This is a genomic window from Mycobacterium persicum, from assembly GCF_002086675.1.
GTDB lineage: Bacteria > Actinomycetota > Actinomycetes > Mycobacteriales > Mycobacteriaceae > Mycobacterium > Mycobacterium persicum.
Window position 1 is genome coordinate 46,234 of sequence record NZ_MVIF01000007.1, and the last position, 20,979, is coordinate 67,212.

Below are 20,979 nucleotides of genomic sequence, written 5' to 3' on the forward strand. Positions count from 1 at the left end.
GCGCGCAGCAGGTCGATCTTCCTGAACGACACGGAAAGGCATTTGTGCAGGTCACCAGCGTCGGCCACGCCGGCTTTCTGATCCAGACCCACGCGGGCAGCATTCTGTGCGACCCCTGGCTCAACCCGGCCTACTTCACTTCCTGGTTCCCGTTTCCCGACAACAGCACACTGGACTGGTCCGCCCTGGGCGACTGTGACTACCTGTACGTCTCCCACCTCCACAAGGACCATTTCGACGCGGAGAACCTGCGGAGCCACGTCAACAAGAACGCGGTGGTGCTGCTGCCCGACTTTCCGGTGCCCGATCTGCGAAACGAGCTGGAGAAGTTGGGGTTTCACCGGTTCTTCGACACCACCGACTCGGTCAAGCACCGGGTGAGCGGGCCCAAGGGTGAACTGGACATCATGATCATCGCGCTGCGAGCCCCGGCCGACGGTCCGATCGGGGACTCGGCACTGGTGGTTTCCGACGGCGAGACGACGGCGTTCAACATGAACGATGCCCGTCCGATCGATTTGGACGTGCTGGCATCGCAGTTCGGCCCTATGGACGTGCACATGCTGCAGTATTCGGGCGCCATCTGGTACCCGATGGTCTACGACATGCCGGCGCGCGCCAAGGAAGCTTTCGCCACCCAGAAGCGGCAGCGCGGGATGGACCGGGCTCGCCAGTACATCGCGCAGGTCGGGGCCACCTGGGTGATTCCGTCGGCCGGACCACCGTGTTTCTTGGACCCCGAACTGCGCCACCTCAACGACGACGGCAGCGACCCGGCCAACATCTTCCCCGACCAGATGGTGTTCCTGGACCAGATGCGCACCCACGGCCACGATCGCGGCCTGCTGATGATCCCGGGATCTGTCGCGGATTTCACCGGCGCGGAGCTGAATTCGCTGAACCATCCACTGCCCGTCGAAGACGTCGAAGCCATCTTCACTACCGGCAAGGCGAAGTACATCGCCGACTATGCCGAACGGATGGCGCCGGTCGTCGCGGCCGAACGGGCAAGCTGGGCCTCCGCCAGCGGAGAGCCGCTGCTGGAACCGCTGCGCGCGCTGTTCGAACCGATCATGATGCATAGCGACCAGATCTGCGACGGCATCGGCTACCCGGTGGAACTGGTCCTGGGCCCCGAGACCGTCGTCTTGGACTTTCCGAAACGGACGGTGCGCGAACGCATTCCCGACGAAAAGATCCGTTACGGCTTCGCGATCGCGCCGGAGCTGGTACGCACCGTGCTGCGCGACCGGGAACCGGACTGGGTCAACACCATCTTCTTGTCGACCCGGTTTCGGGCCTGGCGCGTCGGCGGTTACAACGAATACCTCTACACCTTCTTCAAGTGTCTGACCGACGAGCGGATCACCTACGCCGACGGCTGGTTCGCCGAGACTCACGACGACAGCGCATCGATCACCCTGGACGGCTGGGAAATTCAGCGGCGCTGTCCCCACCTGAAAGCCGATCTTTCGAAATTCGGTGTGGTGGAAGGCAACACGTTGACCTGCAACCTACACGGGTGGCAATGGCGGCTGGACGACGGCCGCTGCCTGACCACCCGCGGCCACCAGTTGCGGAGTTCGAAAACATGATGCAGTTCTACGACGACGGCCTGGTCCAGCTGGACCGTGCCGCACTCACGTTGCGCCGGTACCACTTTCCGTCCGGCACGGCCAAGGTCATCGCGTTAGACGACATCCGCGGCTACCAGGCCGAGCCGCTGGGCCTGCTCACCCACCGGTTCCGTATCTGGGGCAGCTCGGACCTGCAGCGCTGGCTACCGCTGGACGTCAACCGGCCCCTCAAGTCGACGTTGATCACCCTGGACATTCGGGGGGCGCGATGGAAGCCTGCCTTCACGCCCGCGCGTCCGGTCGATTTCGTCGCGCTGCTGGATGGGTTGCTCGCCGAACGGCGTTAGCTCTAGCCGAACGTGTATCCACTGCGAGATTTTCGCGAGTTCTTCGCGTTGAGAGCACGTTCGGCGAGTCATAACCCCGCCAGGACCGCACGGCCGGCGTTGAAGCCGGGAATAAACGTGATTCCGGGTCCGCCGTGGCATCCCGCACTTGCCAGGTACAGCCCGTCGATCGGAATGGGCTGGCCGAGATAGCCTTTCGGCCCCGGCCGGTTTTGTCCGATCTGGTTGGGATGCAACAGCCCGTGGCAGTAGTCGCCGCCGGGCGCGCCGAACATCACCCCCATGTGCTTGGGCGTGAAGGTGGTGTGCCTGGTGATGCTGCCGGCGAAATTGGGTGCCAGCCGAGTGATCTTGTCGATGACGCGCTGACCCATGTCGAGTTTGGATTGCCCATAGTCGGCGCCGCCCTCGATGGGGAACCACAGGGCAAACGCCGACGCGGCCTGCCTGCCTTCCGGGGCCAGCTGCGGATCGTGCAGCGACGGGATCTGCAGCACGACGGTCGGGTCGGCCGGCACAATTCCGCGACGGCATTCCTCCCACTGCTGCTGCACCTCCTCCGGTGTGCAGAAGATCCCGATCGAGGCCTGCATGGCCGGGTCATTGAGCGCCTGGTATGGCGCGGCAAAACTGGGCGTCTCGTCCAGGGCGAAGTGCATCTGCAGGTAGCTGCCGCGGTGATCGATACGCGCATACCGTTCCCGAATGTCGGCGGGCAGCGCCGCGGGATCGATCAGCTCGTTGACCGTGACGTCCGGCGCGACGGCCGAGACCACGATCGGGGCGCTCAGGATGTCGCCGGCCTCGGTACGCACGCCGCTCACCCGGCCGCCCTCGACGCGGATCTCGGCCACCTTGGATCGCAACCGGACTTCGCCGCCGTGGCTCTGCAGCAGCCGGCACAGATGCGCGGTCAGCGCCCCGATGCCGCCGCGCAGCTTCTTCATCTGCACGAAGTCGCCGTCGGGCATACCCAGTCCGAAGGCCAGTGCGGCGGCGCTGCCCGGCGTGGCCGGCCCGCGGTAGATGGTGTTGACGGCCAGCACCGTCATCGAGCCGCGCAGGGCGGCGTGCTTCTCGCGGTCCGGCAGGTAGCGGTCCAGCACGTCGGTGACCGACCCGAACAGCATGTCGTCGATGGCTGAGCGCTCGAATTCGTTGGTGGCGCAGGCATACATCTCGTCGAAGGTCTTCGGCAGCGTGCCGGCCTCGAAGCGTCCCAGCGCCCGTGTCGGCGCCCGGCTCCACGCCAGCAGCCCCGCCATTCCGGTGACCACGTCCGCGCCGTGTACCTCGTTGAGGTGGGCGAACATCTTCACCGGGTCGGTGTACTGGATCAGCGGATCGTCGCCGATACCGCGCAACGCCACCGACATCACCTCGCACTGGACGGACGGCAAGGTATCCAGGCCCAATTCGTTCACCACCACCGCCGACGTGGGGAACTGCACCGAGCCGGCGATCTCGAACCGGTACCCGTCGAACAGCTCGACGGTGGTGGCCATCCCGCCGGCGTAGCGCTTGGCGTCCAGGCACACGGTTCGCAGCCCCGCCCGCTGCAGCAGCACCGCCGCGGTCAGCCCGTTGTGCCCGGCGCCGATGACTATGGCGTCGTAATCAGACATGCTCCTGCCCTCCAGCAAGGCACGCTGGCACGGATGCAAAGGTTTTGTCAATTATGACGAAACCTGGCCGGGAAGCCACGACTCGGTGATACCGGCCCGCAGCGATTCCAGCGCCGTATGACACATCCGCGCCAACTCACCGAGCGACCGCTCATCGCCGAGCATCCACACCTCCATCGCACCGAACACGGCCGCGGCGATACACCTCGCCGTCACCGCCACCCGCAACCGCTGGTCCGGAGTCGGGTCAGCCACGCAGCTACGGCGTTGCAGCTGCCTGGCGATTGCCTCGGCGAAGTCGGCCTGGACGTCACGAATGTGCCGGACGATGCGCCCGGGGTCGAGTTCCGCACCCCGCAACGCGGCGATTTTCGTGACGGCTTCCACGTCATAGGGAAACGCGAAGACGGCCGACCGCACGGAATCGATGATCGGCTCGTCGGCCGGCCTGGCGTCCAATGCCGTGCGAAACCAGTGCAGCCCGGTGTAGTCGGCAAACAACAAATCGTGCTTGGAGTGGAAGTGGCGATAGAACGTCCGCAGCGATACCCCCGCGTCCGCCGCGATCTGTTCGGCCGAGGTGTCCGCCACGCCCTGGGCCAGGAATCGCACCAGCGCGGCCTGACGCAACGCCTCCCGGGTGCGTTCGCTGCGCGCCGTCTGCGCTGGCCGGACCATGGCAGTAAACCGTACCAAGAATCATTATGACAATATTGACAAAACTTTCCGGTGCGATGAGACTGCGGCCATGGTGTCGCTGGTTATCCACGCGCTACTCGGGCTTGCCGTCGTCGCCTGGATCGTGGCGTCGAACCCCAAGGTCTACGCGAAACCGGCGGGCGGGGCCTGGCTGTCGCCGCTGGAATGCGTGTATTACACCGCCGGCATCGCCTCGATCGCGTTGGGCTGGTACTTCAACATCCACTTCATGCTCGGCGCGCACGGTCAAGGCAACCTGGTCTCCGGACCGGGCAGCTACCCGAACTTCCTTCGGCTGCAATTCGCAAACCCGGCCGCAGGCTCCGGCAATCAGGACTACCTCATCGCGAATGTCGTTCTGCTGCCGGTGTTTACCATCGTCGACGGCTATCGGCGAGGTCTGAAACGCCCGTGGCTGTTCTTTGTGGCCAGCTTCTTCACCAGCTTTGCCTTCCCGCTCGCCTGCTACTTCGCCACCATCGAACGCCAGCGCCGGCACGAACAATCGCGCCAAACCCTCAACGTCTAGAGCGGTTCGAGCACCTCGGTACCGACAAACGGGACCAGCGCCGCGGGGACCCGCACGCTGCCGTCGGGCCGCTGGTGGTTTTCCAGGATGGCGACCAGCCAGCGGGTGGTGCCCAACGTGCCGTTGAGCGTCGCCGCGATCTGCGGCTTGCCATTGGCATCGCGGAAGCGGGTCGCCAGGCGGCGCGCCTGAAAGGTGGTGCAGTTCGACGTCGAGGTCAGCTCGCGGTAGCCGCCCTGAGTCGGAACCCACGCCTCGCAGTCGAACTTGCGCGCCGCCGACGCGCCGAGATCACCCGCGGCCACGTCGATGACCCGATACGGCACCTCGATCAGGGCCAACATTTCGCGCTGCCAGGCCAGCAGCCGCTGATGTTCGGCTTCGGCGTCGCCGGGTGTGCAGTAGATGAAGCCCTCCACCTTGTCGAACTGGTGCACTCGAATGATGCCGCGGGTGTCCTTGCCATAGCTGCCGGCCTCGCGCCGGAAGCATGACGACCAACCCGCGTAACGCAGCGGCCCGGCGGACAGGTCCAGAATCTCGCCGGAATGGTAGCCCGCCAGCGGCACCTCCGAGGTGCCCACCAGGTAGAGGTCGTCGGCCTCCAGCCGGTACACCTCCTCGGCATGGGCGCCCAGGAAGCCGGTGCCGGACATCACCTCCGGGCGCACCAGCACCGGCGGAATCATCGGGATGAAGCCGTTGTCGACGGCCAGCCGCAGCGCCAGCTGCAGCAGCCCCAACTGCAGCAGCGCACCCCGCCCGGTCAGGAAGTAGAACCGCGATCCGGACACCTTCGCGCCGCGCTGCATGTCGATGAGACCGAGCGCCTCGCCGAGTTCCAGGTGGTCTTTCGGGTCGTCCAGCCGAGGGGGTTCGCCGACGACGTCGAGCACCGCATAGTCGTCCTCCCCGCCGGCGGGGACGCCGTCCAGGATCACGTTGGGGATCGCCAGATGTGCCGCGGTGAACACCGCCTCGGTTTCGGTTTGGTTCGCTTCGGCGGTCTTGACCTGCTCGGCGAGGTATTTCGCGCGGTGCAGCAGCGCGGGCCGCTCCTCCGGTGACGCGCCGCCCACCCTCTTGCTGGCGGCCTTCTGTTCGGCGCGCAGCGCATCCGCGGCCGCGATCGCGCTGCGCCGCGTGGCGTCGGCCGTCAACAGGTCGTCCACCAGCGACGGGTCTTCGCCGCGACTGAGTTGGGAGCGGCGCACGGCGTCGGGGTCTTCGCGGAGCAGCTTCAGGTCGATCACGGGCGCAAGACTACTTTTGACCGCGCAGCCCGATGGCGTCAGCTGGCCGGGCATCCGGCTCTGGTCTCACATCAGCAACATTGGTAACGCCACCGGGCAGCCCCTGTCACAATGGAACGGATGTTGGACGCTCCCGAGAAGCAACTGCCACCTGACAGCGAAGCTGACAGAACCGGCACCGCCGCAGCCACCCCGCCGGGGGCGGGCTTCCGCTGGCCTCGGGCTCTGCAGGCGTCGGCGACCCGGCGGGCGCTGCTGCTCACCGCTCTGGGTGCCTTGCTGATCGCCGGGCTGGCCACCGCGATTCCCGCGGTGACCACCGGTCCGGGGCGCCTTGCCGGCTACATCGACAACAACCCGGTGCCCAGCACCGGCGCCAAAAGCAACGCCGCCTTCAACCGAGCCACCGGCGGCGACTGCCTGAACTGGCCCGACGCCATGCCGGAGGCCGCGACCATCGTCAGCTGCTCCGACGACCACCGGTTCGAAGTGGCCGAGTCCATCGACATGCGGACCTTCCCCGGTTCGGAGTACGGGCCCAACGCTGATCCCCCGTCGCCGGCACGCATCCAGCAAATCAGCCAGGAGCAGTGCGAGGCCGCCGTACGCCGCTACCTCGGCACCAAGTTCGACCCGAACAGCAAGTTCACCATCAGCATGCTGTGGTCCGGTGACCGCGCGTGGCGACAAGCCGGCGAGCGCCGCATGTTGTGCGGCTTGCAGTTGCCCGGCCCCAACAACCAGCAGGCCCTGTTCAAAGGCAAGGTCGCCGAACTCGACCAGTCCAAGGTCTGGCCGGCCGGCACCTGCCTGGCCATCGACTCGAACACCAACCAACCGGTCGATGTTCCGGTCGATTGCACGGCCCCCCACGCGATGGAGGTGACCGGCACGGTCAACCTCTCCGAGAAGTTCCCGAACGCGCTGCCCGCCGAACCAGAGCAGGACGCGTACATCAAGGACAACTGCACCCGGATGACGGACGCGTATCTGGCGCCCATCAAGTTGCGGACCACCACGTTGACGCTGATCTACCCGACGCTGTCGCTGTCCAGTTGGTCGGCGGGCAGCCGTGAGGTCGCGTGCAGCATCGGTGCGACGCTGGGCAACGGCGGCTGGGCCACGTTGGTCAACAGCGCCAAGGGACCGCTGCTGATCAACGGCCAGCCCCCGATACCGCCGCCCGACATCCCCGAGGAGCGGCTCACGCTGCCGCCGATCCCGGTGCAGGTGCCGGCCCCACAACCCGCGGCCCCGGTCCAGGAGATCCCGGTCACGCCACCGGGCAACCAACACCTGCCCAATCAACAGCCGGTGGTGACACCGTCTCGCGCGCCCGCAGCCCCGGCCACCACCCAACCGCCCGCCGCGCCGGCCACCACCCAAGCACCCGCCGCCCCACCGGCTGATGGCGGGGCGCCGCCGGCGGCCCCGGCACCGGAAGCCCCCGCACCCGCCGAGCCCGCGCCGGAAGGTTAACCCGTGGCGGTGCGGATGGATCCGCAGCGGTTCGACGAACTGGTTTCCGACGCACTCGACCTCATCCCGCGCGAACTGGCAGCCGCGATGGACAACGTGGTCATCTTGGTCGCCGACCGCCACCCCGGCGACCACGACCTGTTGGGCTTATACGAGGGAGTCGCGCTGACCGAGCGCGACTCCGATTACGCCGGAGCACTGCCGGACGCGATCACCATCTACCGCGACGCCCTGCTGGATGTCTGCGAATCCGCCGACGAAGTCGTCGATCAGGTGGCAATCACCGTGATCCACGAGATCGCCCACCACTTCGGCATCGACGACGCCAGGCTGGACGAACTGGGGTGGGGCTGACCGAACCCCGCCGGTGACGGGCGCGGCATCCCGGAATTGTCCGGCCCTGGTGCTAAGAACGCTTCATGAGCACAGTCTGTCGCGACTGCCGGACAGGCGTCTATCACTGCCACGGCACCGTCATTCGTCATGATCTGGGCCGGACCGAATGCACCGAAAACGACTGCGACGGACCCGAGATATCGGTGCACGGGTTCGTCATCGACTGCGACGCGGTCGGCTGCCGATGCGCTGACGCGCCGAACGGAGAGGCCGGATCACCCCATCGGGTCAGTGCTTGACGTCACCGCGTCGATGACCGGCGTAGGTGGGCCTTGCGTGAGGTCGGGGTAGAACGGCGGCTTGAGGTTTCCCCACTGCACACAACTCCAGCGCCCGTCGGTGATCGGAGCCAGCACCACGCATTCGGCATTGCCCAAATGGTTGTCGAGCACGAACGTGCCGTCGACGCCGGCCAGCACCGCCGACGTCAGCCGGATAGCGGCGCCATGGCTAACGACCACGATGTCACCATCCCAGGCGGCGTCGTCCAGGTAGCGCATCCGTAGTTCAGTAAGCACCGGCAGGTACCGGTCCAAGACGTCTTCGCCCGACTCACCGCCGGGCAGCGGCACCTGCAATTCACCGCGATGCCAACGGTCGTAGATGGCGTTGAATTCGGCCACGGCCTCGTCGTCGCTGCGATTTTCCAGCTCTCCCACCTGGACCTCGTGGATGCCGTCGAGCCGCAGCGGCGACAACTCCAGCTCGGCGGCGATCACCTCGGCCGTTTCTGCCGCACGGACCGCGACCGAGTGCGCCAGCAGGACCGGGCGGGCAGAACCGCCGAGCGCGAACGCGCGGGCTTGCTCGCGTCCCAGGGACGTCAACGCCGTGCCGGGTGGCCGGGTGTCCAGCCGGCGCTCGACGTTGCCGTGGGACTGGCCATGCCGCAGCAGCACCAGCCGACCGCTCATCGCCCCGGCTCCCGGGCCGGGGCCGGCTGGCCCTCCCGCAGCCGAGCCAGCCAGATCGATGCATCGTCGGGTGGCGGCGGCTGCATGCCGACCGCCTGTCCCGTCGGCCAGGAACCCAGGTATCGCACATCAGCACAACGACGGTGCAACGCCTTGAGTGCCTCGGCGACGGCGTCGTCGTCGATATGGCCGACGCAGTCCACGAAAAACATGTAGGTGCCCAATTCGGTACGGGTGGGCCGGGATTCGATCCGGGTGAGGTCGATGCCGCGCATGCCGAACTCGGTCAGCGCTTCCACCAGTGCGCCGGGCACGTTGTCGATCCGCAACACCGCCGAGGTGCGATCGGCTCCCGTGCGCGCCGGCGGTCGGGCCGGCCGGCCGATCAACACGAAACGGGTCCGGGCGCTGGATTCGTCGACGACACCGTCGGCCAGCGCCGTCAATGCCCAGTGGGCGGCCGCCAGCGGCGACGTGACAGCCGCGTCGACCCGGCCCTCAGCCACCTGGCGGACCGCGTCGGCATTCGAATACGCCGGGCACATCTCGACACCGGGCAGATGCGCGCTGAGCCATTGCCGTACCTGTGCTGCCGCCACCGGGAAGGCGGCCAGCGTCCGTACCTCGGCCGCACTGCGACCGGGCCGTACGACGATGCTGAAGGCCACGTCGAGGGTGGTCTCGGCGAACACCTGCAGCGGCGAACCGATGGCCAGGCTGTCCAAAGTGGGCGCCAGCGACCCGTCGATCGAGTTCTCCATGGGGACGCAGGCGAAATCCGCCGTGCCGTTGCGGACAGCCTCCAGCGCGGCGGGGGTGCTCTCGACCGGCAGCCGTTGCGGCAGCTCCGTCAGCTCGGCTTCCCGGCCGGGTACCAGCCCGGCGGCCGTTATCTGCAACAGCGCCGCCTCGGTGAACGTCCCTTCCGGACCGAGGTAGGCGATGCAGACCACGTTGACCACACTAGTGGCGCATCGGGTCCTTGCGACGGACGAGCCGAGTAGCTTAAGTTAGGCTTACCTAATTTCGAGGAGCCGCCGCGATGTTTCCGATCACCAACCCGACGCCCACGACCGCCGAGCGCGTTCGCACAATTTGCGCGCGGGCCGGCGCGGGCCTGCTGGCGGTAGAGCCCGACCAACCGATGGCCGCGCCGCTGCATCACTTGATGTCCGACGGTTCCTTCGCCGTGGCCGTTCCCGCTGACCGCGCTGCCGCGGCCGGTTACACGCCCGGCTGTGGATCTCAGGCCTTGCTCGAGCTCACCGATTACGCCCCGCTGCCGGTCCGGGAGCCGGTCCGATCGCTGGTGTGGATCCGCGGTCGCCTGCAGCGGGTCCCGTGGGGAGCAGTGACCTCGGTGCTGGACACGATCGCCACCGAGAACCCGGACCCGACCCTGCTGCAGGTGGAGACTCCCCGATCCGGCCCCGCCCTGCGGCAGCAGCACCGGTACACATTGCTGCGGCTGGAGACCGAATCGGTGGTCGTGACCGACACCACCGGAGCCTCGCCGGTCAGTGTCGCGGACCTGCTGGCAGCCAGACCGGACCCGTTCTGCGAGATCGAATCGACGTTGCTGTGGCACCTGGCGACCGTCCATGGCGACGTCGTCGCCCGGTTGGTCTCCCGGCTGCCCGCCCAATGGCGGCGCGGAGCGATCCGTCCCCTCGGCCTCGACCGGTACGGCGTGCAATTTCGGGTCGAAGGCGACGACGGCGACCGCGACATCCGATTGCCGTTCCATCGGCCGGTCAACGACATGCATGGGCTGGGGCAGGCCATCCGGGTGTTGATGGGGTGCCCCTTCGTCAACGGCTTGCGGGCCCGCCGGCGCTGCGCGTCGTAGCACGCCGTCGCGGCCGGCTGCACTGCCGGGTCCGGCCACGTACGTTGTCCGGGTGAACGGCGATCGATCACCGCAGCCCTGGAGACCCCGAGGACCGCTGCATCACCGGTCGGCGCAGCCGGAGCCGTCACAGGTCATCCGTCGCGAAAACCCGCCACCGCGGCCACCGGGCAGACCCCGGCCCGAACCGGATTCCACACCGGCAACGACTGATCCCCCGCCGTCCTCGACAGCCCGGCCAGTCCGGCTCAGACGGCAGCGCGGTCCGGCCGAGTCGACGCCGCCTCCGCGGCCGGTGGCGCCGAAGGCGCGCCGCAACCGGGTCAGGCAGCGGCGCTGGGGCAGGATCGTGGCACTCAGTGTGCTGGTCGTTTTGTTATTGGCCGGAGCGGGCATCCTCGGCGGTGCGCTGTGGCTGGACACGTCGCTGCGCCGCGAGCCGGTGTTCAGCGACGACGCCGACCGCCCGGGCGCCGGCCGCGGCACGAACTGGCTGCTTGTCGGTTCCGACAGCCGCCAGGACCTCACCACCGAGCAGCAGCAAAGCCTCGCCACCGGCGGCGACGTCGGCGCCGGACGCACCGACACCATCCTGCTGGTGCATGTGCCGGAGTTCGGGTCGAGCACCCCGACGACGTTGGTGTCGATACCGCGCGACTCCTCGGTGCCGATACCCGGTCACGGTCGCGACAAGATCAACGCCGCGTTCGTGACCGGTGGCGCGCCCTTACTAGTGCAGACCGTTGAGCAGGCCACCGGCCTGCGCGTCAACCATTACGCCGAGGTTGGATTCGGCGGCTTCGCCGACCTGGTCGACGCGCTGGGTGGGGGCAGCGTGTGCCTGAGCGACCCGATCCGCGATCCATTGGCCGGTGTCGACCTGCCGGTCGGCTGTCAACAACTGGACGGCCGACGGGCGCTGGGTTACGTCCGGTCTCGCGCCACACCGCGGGCCGATCTGGATCGGATGCTCAACCAACGCCAGTTCATGGCAGCGCTGCTGCACCGCGCCGCCAGCCCCGCGGTATGGCTCAACCCATGGCGTTGGTACGCGGTGCCACACGCAGCCGCCCGGGCGCTGACCGTCGACCAGGCCACCCATGTCTTCGACCTGGCACGCCTGGTCTGGGCGCTGCACGGGCACACCACCGCGCTGACGGTTCCGATCGGCGAGTTCACCGACAGCGACGTCGGCTCGGTGGTGGTATGGAATCACGACGCGGCCCGGGAATTGTTCGACGCGCTCGCGTCGGATGCTCCGGTGCCGACTTCCGCGATCGACGGGCAACCATAGTGACTTCACCGGGTGTGCAGGACGCGTCGAACGTGAACCGGCCGCGACGACACGCCGGTGCTCAGCGCCCCCTGTTCACGCTGGGCGCGAGGAAGTCGTGGCGCCCCGTATCGTTTGTAGCGACAGCCACCCGCAATAACGCCTAGCGGAATTATTTCAGTTAGGCAAACCTGGCCTGATAAAGAGCGTTATTGACGGCCCCGGAACACTTAGGAAACGCTGTCCTCACTAAGTGATGCCTTTGTTGCGGACCAGGTCCTACCTGCATTAATCTGACCTCATGACTGACTACGACGGACACAAGACCAAATTCCACGCGTTAATGCAAGAGCAAATCTTCAACGAATTCACCACCGCACAGCAATATATTGCGATCGCGGTCTATTTCGACAGCGAGGACTTGCCACAATTGGCGAAGCATTTCTATGGCCAGGCGGTCGAAGAACGCAATCACGCGATGATGCTGGTGCAACATCTGCTCGACCGCGGCCTTCGCGTCGAAATACCGGGCATCGACACCGTCCGAAACCAGTTCGACAAACCGCGTGATGCGCTGGCGCTGGCACTCGACCAGGAACGTGCCGTCACCGACCAGGTCGGCCGGCTGGCGGCGGTGGCCCGCGACGAGGGCGACTTCCTCGGCGAGCAGTTCATGCAGTGGTTCCTGCAAGAACAGGTCGAAGAGATGTCGCTGATGTCCACCCTGCTGCGGATCGCGGACCGGGCCGGATCCAACCTGTTCGAGCTCGAGAACTTCGTCGCCCGCGAGGTGGGCCGGGCGCCGTCCGCCTCAGGCGCCCCGCGCGCCGCCGGCGGTAGTCTCTAGCCGCCGGCCTGGCCGGCGCGCCCCTGCTGTAGCCAGGCCTTCGTGCGGGCGGGGTGGTGAGTGGCCATCCACGCCACCCCGACCTCACGGCAGAATTCGACGTCGTCGTATTCGTCGACGTTCCAGCAGTAAACCGCCCGTCCCTGGGCCGCCGCACGGTCGACGAGTTGCGGGTAGTCCTTCAACGCCGGCAGCGACGGTCCCACCGCGGTCGCCCCGACGGCGGTGGCCGCGCTGCTGGCCAGGTACCGTCCGGTCTTGCCGAGCAGCACCGTCGGCAACAGCGGCGCGGCCCGCCGGATCCGCCAGACCGCCGCGGCCGAGAACGACATGACGACGGCGCGCGACCGGTCGGCGGAGGCCGGCGCGGCAATGCCGAAGCGGTGCAGAAGTGCCAGCACCTTGTTTTCGACCAGCGATCCGTATCGGACCGGGTGCTTGGTCTCGATGAAGATCTTCACCGGCCGGTTCCAGTCCAGCACCAGCGCGACCAGCGCATCCAGGGTCAGCAGGCTGGTGTCGCCGTGAGTGCCGTCCGCACGCCAGCTTTCGTGCCAGGCGCCGTACTCCAGCTCGCGCAGCTCGGCCAGCGTCATCGTGCTGACCAGCCCGACTCCGGTCGAGGTCCGGTCCAAGCGCCGGTCGTGTACACAGACGAGGTGGCCATCGCGGGTTAGCCGCACGTCGCATTCCACGCCGTCGGCGCCCTCCTTGAGCGCCAGGTCGTAGGCGGCCAGCGTGTGTTCCGGTCGAGCAGCGGACGCGCCACGGTGGGCAACCACAAACGGATGCCCGGCGATCACCTCGTCGGCCCAGGTCATGCCCATTATGCTGCCGGTTCTTGGCCTTGCAGCTCAACTGCCCCGGCAGCAACCGGGGCGGGTTGCGGGGGCGGGCCATCCGGGCGCACCACGAGCCACCGGTGCGCCGGCCGTTCGACCGGTTTGCGCTCCAACCCTTCGAACACCCGCCCGGCAGCGGCCACGGCGGCCGCGGCCAACGCGTAGCCAACGACCGTCATCACCGTGTTGTTGGCGATGCCCTGGGCGTCGCCGGCAAAGCTGGTGGCGATGGCGAAGATCGACACCGCATTGCTGACCCCCCAGGTGATCCACCACACCACGATGGGCCGGCGCAGCCGGTGGTAGTGGTCTTCGACCACCGCGAGTTCGATGACGTACACCGGCGCCCACAACACGTTGGCCAACGGCAGCAGACAGCCGGCCCACAACTGCCGCGCCGAGCGGTGCTCGGGCAGGCCGTGATGGGCGAACGCGGCAGCCCGACGAGCGATCAGCCAGCGAATGAGCACGACGAAACAGCCGATCGTCGCGACGAGCGCGGCAATGCTGGCCAGCACCCCCAACCACAGCGCGGCCCCGGCCACCAGGGAGTTAAGCAATAGGCTGCGGTTGACGATGAGGAGCACGTATCGCACCGCATAGACCAATGCGGCGATACCGAGCACCACGATCGTGGCGAACAGCGCGGCGCGCACCGTGGGTGCGGCCGGCCCGGACTTTTCCGGTATCGCCGCCGGCGACGGTGCGGTCGAAGGGAGTCGGTCCGCCAGACCCCAACGCGGCATCACGGCATAGCGCGGCGTGGGCCCGCGGAATCGTCGCCAGGTCCGCGGTGGCGGCGGGGCGCCCGGGCGTACCGCGATCCAGCGAAACCCGGGTGGGAGCCGCGGCGGAGTGCGCTGCATGAGGTGAGGCGCCGGCTGAGGGCCCACCGCCGAAGGCCACCGCGGGTCACCCGCCGACGGGTCGGCCAGCGGCGCCATCAGGGTCCCCCGGCAACGTGGACACCACACCCGCTGACGATCGCGGACGTTCCACCGAGTGCCGCATTGGGAGCACACCTGGATCACCGGACCAGCCTAATAGCCTGCCGACACCACGGCACAGCACGGCGTCAAAGCGGATCGGGGAAGCACCTTGCGTGCGCGGGGCGGTGCGGGACCGCGGCGGCCCGGGCCCCCGGCGAGGCAGTCTGCGCGACCCCTGGACGGGACCTGGCCAGAACCTGGACAGCTACTAAGGCCCAACCGCGACCTATCCACAGTTTCCACAGCTTTATCCACAGTCGGCTGTCCGTCTCGATGCCGCCTCTATCGGCCCGGTTCGCGTCGAACTGTGGATAACATGGCGCTCCCGGGACGCGCCGATCGACAGCCCGGAGGCGCCGCGAGCGAAGTGCGGGGCTGCGTCGGGCCAAGCTTTTCCGCGGTCCGGTTAACGACTTGCCGGCGCTGCGGTGGCGAACCGTCAGAGGTTGTCCGGCCCGGCTCGGTCGCGCGGCCGCAGGCAGTGGTTTTCGACGGCCGGCTGGTGCGGTCTTGCCATCATCTGGCCATCACCCGGCGACACTGCCGGCGTTGTTCGTCGCGCAATTTTTCAACTAGTGCACCAGGCGTTATGATCTGCGACGCGATGTTCATTGTGACTCACCTCACTGAGGCGGGATGACCATGCCGGGGGAAGGCGTTTGATGGCGACACACTCCTACGGTCCGGGGTCGCCGCCACCGTCGAATTCGCGCTCGGGTTCGCCCGCCTGGAACCACGCCTATGTCATCGCCGCCCTTCGTGCCGGACTGATCGCGCTCGCGCTGCTCGCGGTGCTGGTCTTCCTGGTTGTGTATTAAGTCCCCGGCGCCCGGGTATGCCCTGAGAAATTCAAGGAACTGCTCGAGCCGTTCCGGATGATGGGGGCTGTTCTTGCGGCACGCGCGGTCATGCAGCAGGGTTGACTACGTCAGCCCGCCGCGTGGCGGAACCCACGCGAATGACGTGTCAGACGATTGAAGGAGGGAACGCCGTGGCCGAATACGCTTTGCCCGATCTGGATTGGGACTACGGGGCGCTGGAACCACACATCTCGGGTCAGATCAACGAACTTCACCACAGTAAGCACCACGCCACCTACGTCAAGGGCGCCAACGATGCGGTCGCCAAACTCGAAGAGGCGCGCGCCAAGGAAGACCACTCGGCGATCTTGCTGAACGAGAAGAACTTGGCCTTCAACCTCGCCGGCCACGTCAACCACACGATCTGGTGGAAGAACCTTTCTCCCAACGGAGGCGACAAGCCGACCGGCGAACTCGCCGCGGCCATCGACGAGGCGTTCGGGTCCTTCGACAAGTTTCGTGCCCAATTCCACGCCGCCGCCACCACGGTGCAGGGGTCGGGCTGGGCGGCGCTGGGCTGGGACACTCTCGGCAACAAGCTCCTGATATTCCAGGTCTACGACCACCAGACGAACTTTCCGCTCGGAATCATTCCGTTACTGCTGCTCGACATGTGGGAACACGCCTTCTACCTCCAGTACAAGAATGTCAAGGTCGACTTCGCCAAAGCATTCTGGAATGTCGTGAACTGGGCCGATGTGCAGGCGCGCTACGAGGCGGCCACCTCGAAAACGCAGGGCCTGATCTTCGGCTGACTCCAGCATTTTCAGCGCCTGGGCGCCGCGCAGTATTGCGCGGCGCCCAGGTCTTTGGCCGGTTTCGATATCGCGACTTCTCGACGACACCGCGATCGTGGCGAGGGGTTAGCCGTGTCGGGTTGCGCAGCGCCAAATCCCCGCGCATGCTTGATTATTGAAACTAGACGGTTGTTCGAGCTAGCAGCGCGGTTATTTCGGATGGAGGCATCTCGGAGGGCGGCATGAATGCTGGGTCAGATAGACCGATAGGGGTTGCTCCCTTTCATTCTCGTGGTGCCCTGAAAGGGTTTGTCATCTCTGGACGCTGGCCTGATTCGACCAAAGAATGGGCGCAGCTGCTGATGGTCGCCGTCCGGGTCGCGTCGTGGCCCGGACTGCTTTCCACGACAACCGTATTCGGTGCCCGCGAAGAATTGCCCGACGAACCCGCGCCCGGAACCGTCGGCCTGGTGCTGGCCGAGGGCACGGTGTTCGGCGAATCCGCCATCCGACCCGGATATTTCGCCGATCATCAGCCCCCGGCATTGCTGATGTTGCATCCGCCCTCGGAAACAACGCCGTCGCTACCGGAATGCACCGGCGCGGCGTCGGGCTGCGTCCTACTGCCCGGGTTGCCGCATCTGGGTCTGGAGCACCGGGCCGCCTGGGTGGAGGCCGAAGCGGACGGCACCATCACATCAATGGTGAGTCGCGTCGGTGTCGACCCCATCAGCCACCCCGACACCGCAATCCTGGCGATGCTGCTTGCCGCATAAGCCAATTCGAAACCATAGTTTCGGCCAGCGAATCCGAGAATGCGACTGGCCGAACTCTGTCGTCGCCCTGGCGCGCCCGGAAACCGGCCGCTAGCCTGGGGTTCGTTAGCGAAGGGGAGTAGCCCCGAATCGTCGGGTCGACATACTGGCGAAAGCCCGGCCGGCGAACCGTCGTGCAGACGGTGGGCGAGACCTTCGACCGATGTTCGATGACCACGGCGTCATCGGCCACGTGTCGAAAGGTCGTCCCCAATGCTCGCAGCCACACTCCTGAGTCTCGGAGTCGTTTTCGTCGCCGAACTCGGCGACAGATCCCAACTCGTGACCATGACCTATGCGTTGCGGTTTCGCTGGTGGGTGGTGATGGCCGGCGTGGCGATCGCGTCTTTCACGGTGCACGGGGTCTCGGTGGCGATCGGCCACTTCCTGGGCGCCACGCTCCCGGCGCGGCCGATGGCTTTCGCGGGCGCGATCGCGTTCCTACTGTTCGCGGTGTGGGCCTGGCGAGAAAGCGCGGCCGGTGACGACAAGCCCGCGACCCCACCCCATCCACGGTTCGCGCTGCTGACCGTGGTGTCATCGTTCGTGCTGGCCGAGCTCAGCGACAAGACGACGCTGGCAACGGTGACCCTGGCCAGCGATCACGACTGGGTCGGTGTGTGGATCGGCTCCACCCTGGGCATGATCTTGGCCGACGGCCTGGCAATCGGTGCGGGACTACTGCTGCACCAGCGGCTGCCCGAGCAGCTGCTGCATGTGCTGGCCAGCCTGTTGTTCCTGCTGTTCGGCTTGTGGATGCTGTTCGACGGCGCCCTCGGGTGGCGCTCGGTCGCCATCGGTGTGACGGCGGCGGTGGCGATCGTCGCGGCGGCCGGGGTTACGGCGCAAACTCTTCGCCGGCGTCGCAGTGCCTCCGCGGTGACCACCAGGTCCGCCCAGCCCGGTTGAACCTCTGCTGAACGGCGGCTACCGGACCCCGTACGGTTCGGCGATGCGGACGACAGGTCGCGGGCGGCTCCGGTGCACCGGCGGCGACGTCGCCGGTGCGCGCCGCCCCCCGCAGTGGAGCTCGACAGCAAAGGAGCGGCCGAGCATTGCGCCGTTAGGGGTTGGTTGCCCGACTTTGAATGCATTCACCTGGCGAGGTGCGCGTAAACCGATCCCGGACGGCCGGCCTGATAGCTCGCCGAGCACCGCCAGGCAATGTATTCTGCGGATAGCCTGTGAAATCCGTTCATTCTGTGGACACCTCACCGAATCGGTTGGACGCTCGTCAAGGGCATCCTGATCGCGCCTCCAGCACGCCGGTACGCAATCCGCTCAGGTTTGCACTTGGTTGTGGACATAACTGTCGCTACCATGATCAGCAAATAAAGATAGGTAACCGTTCGATCTTGCAGCCCGGTGGAGGTCATATCGATGAGCACGACGTTCGCTGCCCGCCTAAACCGTCTGTTCGACACGGTGTATCCACCCGGACGCGGGCCGCACACCTCCGCGGAGGTGATCGCCGCGCTCAAGGCGGAGGGCATCACGATGTCGGCTCCCTACCTGTCCCAGCTACGCTCGGGCAACCGCACCAATCCGTCGTCGGCGACCATGGCCGCCCTCGCCAACTTCTTCCGCATCAGGGCGGCCTACTTCACCGACGACGACTACTACGCAAAAATCGACAAGGAATTGCAGTGGCTGGCCGCGATGCGGGACGACGGCGTGCGCCGCATCGCGGAGCGCTCCCATGGATTGTCGGCGCAGGCGCAGCAACAGATCGTCGACCGGATCGACGAACTGCGCCGCGCGGAGCGGCTCGACGCGTAACAGCCGGCAGCCACCGACCTGACGGGTCGCCCGGGCCCAACGCGGATTAGGGTTGGCCCAACGATCGCGCACGCACCGCGATAGTCCACGAGAACCGGGAGGCGGCCGGGAATGGGCCTGTTCCGCAAGCGAAAGAGCCGGGTGATTCGTCGCGCCGAAGCCCGCGCGATCAAGGCCCGCGCCAAGCTCGAGGCCAAGCTGTCGGCGAAGAACGCGGCGCGTCACCTCAAGTACGAGCGCAAGGCGGCGGACAAGGCCCTCAAGGCACAGCTCAAGGCGCAGCGGGACAGCGATCGCGCGGCACTCAAGGTCGCCGAGACCCAGCTCAAAGCGGCACGCGAGGGTAAGTTGCTGTCGCCCACCCGAATCCGCCGGGCGCTGACGGTGTCGCGGCTGTTGGCCCCGATATTGGCGCCGGTGATATACCGGGCGGCCATTGCCGCGCGCGGGCTGATCGATCAGCGTCGTGCCGACCAACTCGGGGTTCCGCTGGCTCAGGTCGGACAATTCTCCGGGCACGGCGCCCGGCTGTCGGCCAGGATCGCCGGTTCGGAGCAGTCGCTGCGGATGGTCCAGGAAAACAAGCCGAAGGACGCGGAGACCAAGCAATTCGTCGCGGCCATCAGTGAACGGCTCACCGAGCTGTCAGCGGCCATCACAGCCGCGGAGAACATGCCTGCGCAACGGCGCCGGGCCGCCCACACCGCGATCTCCGCACAGCTCGACGGCATCGAGGCCGACCTGATGGCCCGGCTAGGGCTGACCTGAAATGCGGCGATCATGAAGCAGCTGCTCGGTCTCGCATGGTCGGCGCTGCTGCTGATCGCCCTGACGCTCACCGCGCCCTCGACGGTGGATGGCGCCAGCGGTGACCCCGTCCGCGCGTCTGCGGGCCCGACCCGGATGAGCCTGACCGGCATCCAGCGTCCGGGCACCGGGTGGCCCACCGCCGAGCCGGTGACGACCGGCCCGGCCGTCACCGGGCGGCCACAGCTGCTGCGCGCCAGCTACCCGGTGACGGTAGCCCGGGCCGACACCGACGCCGACATTCCTACCTGGCCTTTCGCCGTCGGTGCGATAGCCGCGGTGGCCGCCGGAGCACTATGGGCGCTGCGGCGCCGCCCCTAGCCCGCCCGCGCGCCCAGGTAGCCGAGACGGCGGCATACCGGGTCCTGGCATGATGGGACCCGAATGCTTCGCGACCCAGTGAGCGACCCCACGCAAACAGAGAAGCTGCAAAGGAGCGGCCGCATGGCAGACCCGCAGGATCGACCCGACGGCGAACCCGACGGCACACCGAGACCACCGGCCAAGAAGCAGCCCGCCAAGAAGGCCGCGAAAGCGCCCGCCAAAAAAGCGCCCGCCAAAAAAACCCCAGCCAAAAAAACGCCGGCCAAAAAAGCCCCCGCCAAGAAAACGCCCGCCGGCAACCCGGAACCCGCGGCCGCCGCGATGGCCGCCCAGCCACCCGGACTCGAGCAGCACGCGAAATCCAATGGTGAACTTGCCGCCGCCGCCAAAGACGCCGCAGCACAAGCGAAGTCAGCTGTCGACCGGGCCAACGACCCACTTTCCCGGGACGTGGAGCAGGCGTCAAACAACTTCACCGTTCCACTGCTGGTCGCCGTCGTGCTAAGCCTGCTGGCGATGCTGCTGGTCCGGCAGCTGCGCCGCCGCTAGGTCGATGCACAACGTGTCGTTTCGGCCGACGGCCGATTTGGTCGACGATATCGGGCCCGACGTGCGCAGCTGCGATCTGCAATTCCGCCAGTTCGGCGGGCGCCCGGAGTTCGCCGGGCCGATCAGCACGGTGCGCTGCTTTCAAGACAACGCCCTGCTGAAATCCGTGCTCTCGCAGCCGGGTGCCGGCGGCGTACTGGTCATCGACGGCGCCGGTTCGTTACACAGCGCGCTGGTCGGCGACGTGATCGCCGAATTGGCCCGATCCAACGGCTGGGCGGGCCTGGTGGTACACGGCGCGGTACGTGATTCGGCCGCACTGCGCGGCATCGACATCGGCATCAAGGCGCTGGGCACCAATCCCCGTAAGAGCACCAAGACCGGCGCCGGGGAACGCGACGTCGACGTTACCCTGGGCGGCGTGACATTCGTGCCGGGCGAAGTCCTCTACAGCGACGACGACGGCATTGTCGTGGTCTGCCCGTGAAA

24 protein-coding genes and 1 pseudogene are annotated in these 20,979 nt (G+C 67.0%); 18 read left to right on the forward strand and 7 right to left on the reverse strand.

The window, feature by feature from the left end; genetic code table 11:
- Positions 1-44 precede the first annotated feature (44 nt).
- Together BST40_RS04125 and BST40_RS04130 are read left to right on the forward strand one after the other, a co-directional pair.
- Positions 45-1,595 (forward strand): MBL fold metallo-hydrolase, encoded by a 1,551-nt coding sequence (locus BST40_RS04125; RefSeq protein WP_075549770.1) that lies wholly within the window; start codon positions 45-47, stop codon positions 1,593-1,595.
- Positions 1,592-1,924 carry a hypothetical protein gene (locus BST40_RS04130; RefSeq protein ID WP_075549769.1) on the forward strand — a complete coding sequence of 111 codons (333 nt, stop codon included), beginning with the start codon at positions 1,592-1,594 and terminating at the stop codon, positions 1,922-1,924. Before BST40_RS04125 ends, BST40_RS04130 begins: the two co-directional genes overlap by 4 nt.
- Positions 1,925-1,992: 68 nt before the next feature.
- On the opposite strand, the gene BST40_RS04135 is transcribed toward BST40_RS04130, so the two are convergent.
- Together BST40_RS04135 and BST40_RS31405 are read right to left on the reverse strand one after the other, a co-directional pair.
- Positions 1,993-3,549: a phytoene desaturase family protein gene (locus BST40_RS04135; RefSeq protein ID WP_075549768.1), complete on the reverse strand. Its 1,557-nt coding sequence runs from the start codon at positions 3,547-3,549 to the stop codon at positions 1,993-1,995.
- Between the two features lie 51 nt (positions 3,550-3,600).
- Complete coding sequence (locus BST40_RS31405) at positions 3,601-4,227, reverse strand: TetR/AcrR family transcriptional regulator (protein WP_075549767.1); 627 nt, start codon at positions 4,225-4,227, stop codon at positions 3,601-3,603.
- A 70-nt stretch (positions 4,228-4,297) separates the two neighbouring features.
- Between BST40_RS31405 and BST40_RS04145 the strand changes: the two genes are divergently transcribed.
- Entirely contained in the window at positions 4,298-4,777 is a 480-nt protein-coding gene (locus BST40_RS04145; RefSeq protein WP_075549766.1) for a DUF2834 domain-containing protein, read from the forward strand.
- On the opposite strand, the gene serS is transcribed toward BST40_RS04145, so the two are convergent.
- Positions 4,774-6,030 carry a serine--tRNA ligase gene (serS, locus tag BST40_RS04150; protein WP_075549832.1) on the reverse strand — a complete coding sequence of 419 codons (1,257 nt, stop codon included), beginning with the start codon at positions 6,028-6,030 and terminating at the stop codon, positions 4,774-4,776. The genes BST40_RS04145 and serS overlap by 4 nt on opposite strands.
- Before the next feature lie 120 nt (positions 6,031-6,150).
- Here serS and BST40_RS04155 point away from each other — a divergent pair, with 120 nt between their 5' ends.
- From BST40_RS04155 to BST40_RS31410, 3 genes and pseudogenes are all read left to right on the forward strand, one after another.
- Entirely contained in the window at positions 6,151-7,509 is a 1,359-nt protein-coding gene (locus BST40_RS04155) for a septum formation family protein (protein ID WP_183154938.1), read from the forward strand.
- A 3-nt stretch (positions 7,510-7,512) separates the two neighbouring features.
- Positions 7,513-7,932, forward strand: a pseudogene (locus tag BST40_RS04160) (metallopeptidase family protein).
- Positions 7,929-8,144 (forward strand): hypothetical protein, encoded by a 216-nt coding sequence (locus BST40_RS31410; RefSeq protein WP_082275687.1) that lies wholly within the window; start codon positions 7,929-7,931, stop codon positions 8,142-8,144. The pseudogene BST40_RS04160 and the gene BST40_RS31410 overlap by 4 nt, the downstream one beginning before the upstream one ends.
- On the opposite strand, the gene BST40_RS04170 is transcribed toward BST40_RS31410, so the two are convergent.
- Positions 8,121-8,819: a histidine phosphatase family protein gene (locus BST40_RS04170; RefSeq protein ID WP_075549763.1), complete on the reverse strand. Its 699-nt coding sequence runs from the start codon at positions 8,817-8,819 to the stop codon at positions 8,121-8,123. The genes BST40_RS31410 and BST40_RS04170 overlap by 24 nt on opposite strands.
- On the reverse strand, positions 8,816-9,772 hold the full coding sequence (gene pheA / locus BST40_RS04175; protein WP_075549831.1) for a prephenate dehydratase: 957 nt from the start codon (positions 9,770-9,772) through the stop codon (positions 8,816-8,818). Before pheA ends, BST40_RS04170 begins: the two co-directional genes overlap by 4 nt.
- A gap of 89 nt (positions 9,773-9,861) precedes the next feature.
- Between pheA and BST40_RS04180 the strand changes: the two genes are divergently transcribed.
- The 3 genes from BST40_RS04180 (at position 9,862) to BST40_RS04190 (ending at position 12,788) form a co-directional block, all read left to right on the forward strand.
- Entirely contained in the window at positions 9,862-10,668 is an 807-nt protein-coding gene (locus BST40_RS04180; protein ID WP_075549762.1) for a DUF2470 domain-containing protein, read from the forward strand.
- 52 nt (positions 10,669-10,720) lie between these two features.
- Entirely contained in the window at positions 10,721-11,962 is a 1,242-nt protein-coding gene (locus BST40_RS31025; protein WP_083153551.1) for an LCP family protein, read from the forward strand.
- A gap of 280 nt (positions 11,963-12,242) precedes the next feature.
- Positions 12,243-12,788: a ferritin gene (locus tag BST40_RS04190; RefSeq protein WP_075549760.1), complete on the forward strand. Its 546-nt coding sequence runs from the start codon at positions 12,243-12,245 to the stop codon at positions 12,786-12,788.
- On the opposite strand, the gene BST40_RS04195 is transcribed toward BST40_RS04190, so the two are convergent.
- Together BST40_RS04195 and BST40_RS04200 are read right to left on the reverse strand one after the other, a co-directional pair.
- Complete coding sequence (locus tag BST40_RS04195; RefSeq protein WP_075549830.1) at positions 12,785-13,609, reverse strand: glycerophosphodiester phosphodiesterase; 825 nt, start codon at positions 13,607-13,609, stop codon at positions 12,785-12,787. The two genes, BST40_RS04190 and BST40_RS04195, sit on opposite strands and share 4 nt — an antisense overlap.
- 5 nt (positions 13,610-13,614) lie before the next feature.
- On the reverse strand, positions 13,615-14,661 hold the full coding sequence (locus BST40_RS04200) for a DUF4328 domain-containing protein (RefSeq protein WP_075549759.1): 1,047 nt from the start codon (positions 14,659-14,661) through the stop codon (positions 13,615-13,617).
- Between the two features lie 620 nt (positions 14,662-15,281).
- Between BST40_RS04200 and BST40_RS30700 the strand changes: the two genes are divergently transcribed.
- The 9 genes from BST40_RS30700 (at position 15,282) to rraA (ending at position 20,977) form a co-directional block, all read left to right on the forward strand.
- Positions 15,282-15,437: a hypothetical protein gene (locus tag BST40_RS30700; RefSeq protein WP_162877319.1), complete on the forward strand. Its 156-nt coding sequence runs from the start codon at positions 15,282-15,284 to the stop codon at positions 15,435-15,437.
- A gap of 173 nt (positions 15,438-15,610) precedes the next feature.
- Positions 15,611-16,234 carry a superoxide dismutase gene (locus tag BST40_RS04205; RefSeq protein WP_023368896.1) on the forward strand — a complete coding sequence of 208 codons (624 nt, stop codon included), beginning with the start codon at positions 15,611-15,613 and terminating at the stop codon, positions 16,232-16,234.
- A 224-nt stretch (positions 16,235-16,458) separates the two neighbouring features.
- Positions 16,459-16,992, forward strand: coding sequence for a hypothetical protein (locus tag BST40_RS04210; RefSeq protein WP_023368897.1), 534 nt, complete (start codon positions 16,459-16,461; stop codon positions 16,990-16,992).
- A 252-nt stretch (positions 16,993-17,244) separates the two neighbouring features.
- The gene (locus tag BST40_RS04220) at positions 17,245-17,940 is read left to right on the forward strand and encodes a TMEM165/GDT1 family protein (RefSeq protein WP_075549758.1); all 696 of its coding nucleotides are present in this window, start codon (positions 17,245-17,247) and stop codon (positions 17,938-17,940) included.
- Between the two features lie 471 nt (positions 17,941-18,411).
- Positions 18,412-18,810 (forward strand): hypothetical protein, encoded by a 399-nt coding sequence (locus tag BST40_RS04225; protein WP_036404886.1) that lies wholly within the window; start codon positions 18,412-18,414, stop codon positions 18,808-18,810.
- A gap of 111 nt (positions 18,811-18,921) precedes the next feature.
- Positions 18,922-19,578 (forward strand): DUF6474 family protein, encoded by a 657-nt coding sequence (locus tag BST40_RS04230; protein WP_075549757.1) that lies wholly within the window; start codon positions 18,922-18,924, stop codon positions 19,576-19,578.
- 12 nt (positions 19,579-19,590) lie between these two features.
- The gene (locus BST40_RS04235) at positions 19,591-19,938 is read left to right on the forward strand and encodes a hypothetical protein (protein WP_075549756.1); all 348 of its coding nucleotides are present in this window, start codon (positions 19,591-19,593) and stop codon (positions 19,936-19,938) included.
- 123 nt (positions 19,939-20,061) lie between these two features.
- Complete coding sequence (locus BST40_RS32440; protein WP_083153553.1) at positions 20,062-20,490, forward strand: Rv3852 family protein; 429 nt, start codon at positions 20,062-20,064, stop codon at positions 20,488-20,490.
- Positions 20,491-20,494: 4 nt separating this feature from the next.
- Entirely contained in the window at positions 20,495-20,977 is a 483-nt protein-coding gene (gene rraA / locus BST40_RS04245; RefSeq protein WP_075549754.1) for a ribonuclease E activity regulator RraA, read from the forward strand.
- Positions 20,978-20,979: the final 2 nt, after the last annotated feature.

Coding starts and splice junctions, on each gene's coding strand:
- BST40_RS04130 (WP_075549769.1), top strand. CDS start 1,592: ATGATGCAGTTCTACGACGACGGCCTGGTCCAGCTGGACCGTGCCGCA.
- BST40_RS04135 (WP_075549768.1), bottom strand. CDS start 3,549: ATGTCTGATTACGACGCCATAGTCATCGGCGCCGGGCACAACGGGCTG.
- BST40_RS31405 (WP_075549767.1), bottom strand. CDS start 4,227: ATGGTCCGGCCAGCGCAGACGGCGCGCAGCGAACGCACCCGGGAGGCG.
- BST40_RS04145 (WP_075549766.1), top strand. CDS start 4,298: ATGGTGTCGCTGGTTATCCACGCGCTACTCGGGCTTGCCGTCGTCGCC.
- BST40_RS04155 (WP_183154938.1), top strand. CDS start 6,151: ATGTTGGACGCTCCCGAGAAGCAACTGCCACCTGACAGCGAAGCTGAC.
- BST40_RS31410 (WP_082275687.1), top strand. CDS start 7,929: ATGAGCACAGTCTGTCGCGACTGCCGGACAGGCGTCTATCACTGCCAC.
- BST40_RS04170 (WP_075549763.1), bottom strand. CDS start 8,819: ATGAGCGGTCGGCTGGTGCTGCTGCGGCATGGCCAGTCCCACGGCAAC.
- BST40_RS04180 (WP_075549762.1), top strand. CDS start 9,862: ATGTTTCCGATCACCAACCCGACGCCCACGACCGCCGAGCGCGTTCGC.
- BST40_RS04190 (WP_075549760.1), top strand. CDS start 12,243: ATGACTGACTACGACGGACACAAGACCAAATTCCACGCGTTAATGCAA.
- BST40_RS04195 (WP_075549830.1), bottom strand. CDS start 13,609: ATGACCTGGGCCGACGAGGTGATCGCCGGGCATCCGTTTGTGGTTGCC.
- BST40_RS30700 (WP_162877319.1), top strand. CDS start 15,282: ATGGCGACACACTCCTACGGTCCGGGGTCGCCGCCACCGTCGAATTCG.
- BST40_RS04210 (WP_023368897.1), top strand. CDS start 16,459: ATGAATGCTGGGTCAGATAGACCGATAGGGGTTGCTCCCTTTCATTCT.
- BST40_RS04220 (WP_075549758.1), top strand. CDS start 17,245: ATGCTCGCAGCCACACTCCTGAGTCTCGGAGTCGTTTTCGTCGCCGAA.
- BST40_RS04225 (WP_036404886.1), top strand. CDS start 18,412: ATGAGCACGACGTTCGCTGCCCGCCTAAACCGTCTGTTCGACACGGTG.
- BST40_RS04230 (WP_075549757.1), top strand. CDS start 18,922: ATGGGCCTGTTCCGCAAGCGAAAGAGCCGGGTGATTCGTCGCGCCGAA.
- BST40_RS04235 (WP_075549756.1), top strand. CDS start 19,591: ATGAAGCAGCTGCTCGGTCTCGCATGGTCGGCGCTGCTGCTGATCGCC.
- BST40_RS32440 (WP_083153553.1), top strand. CDS start 20,062: ATGGCAGACCCGCAGGATCGACCCGACGGCGAACCCGACGGCACACCG.
- rraA (WP_075549754.1), top strand. CDS start 20,495: ATGCACAACGTGTCGTTTCGGCCGACGGCCGATTTGGTCGACGATATC.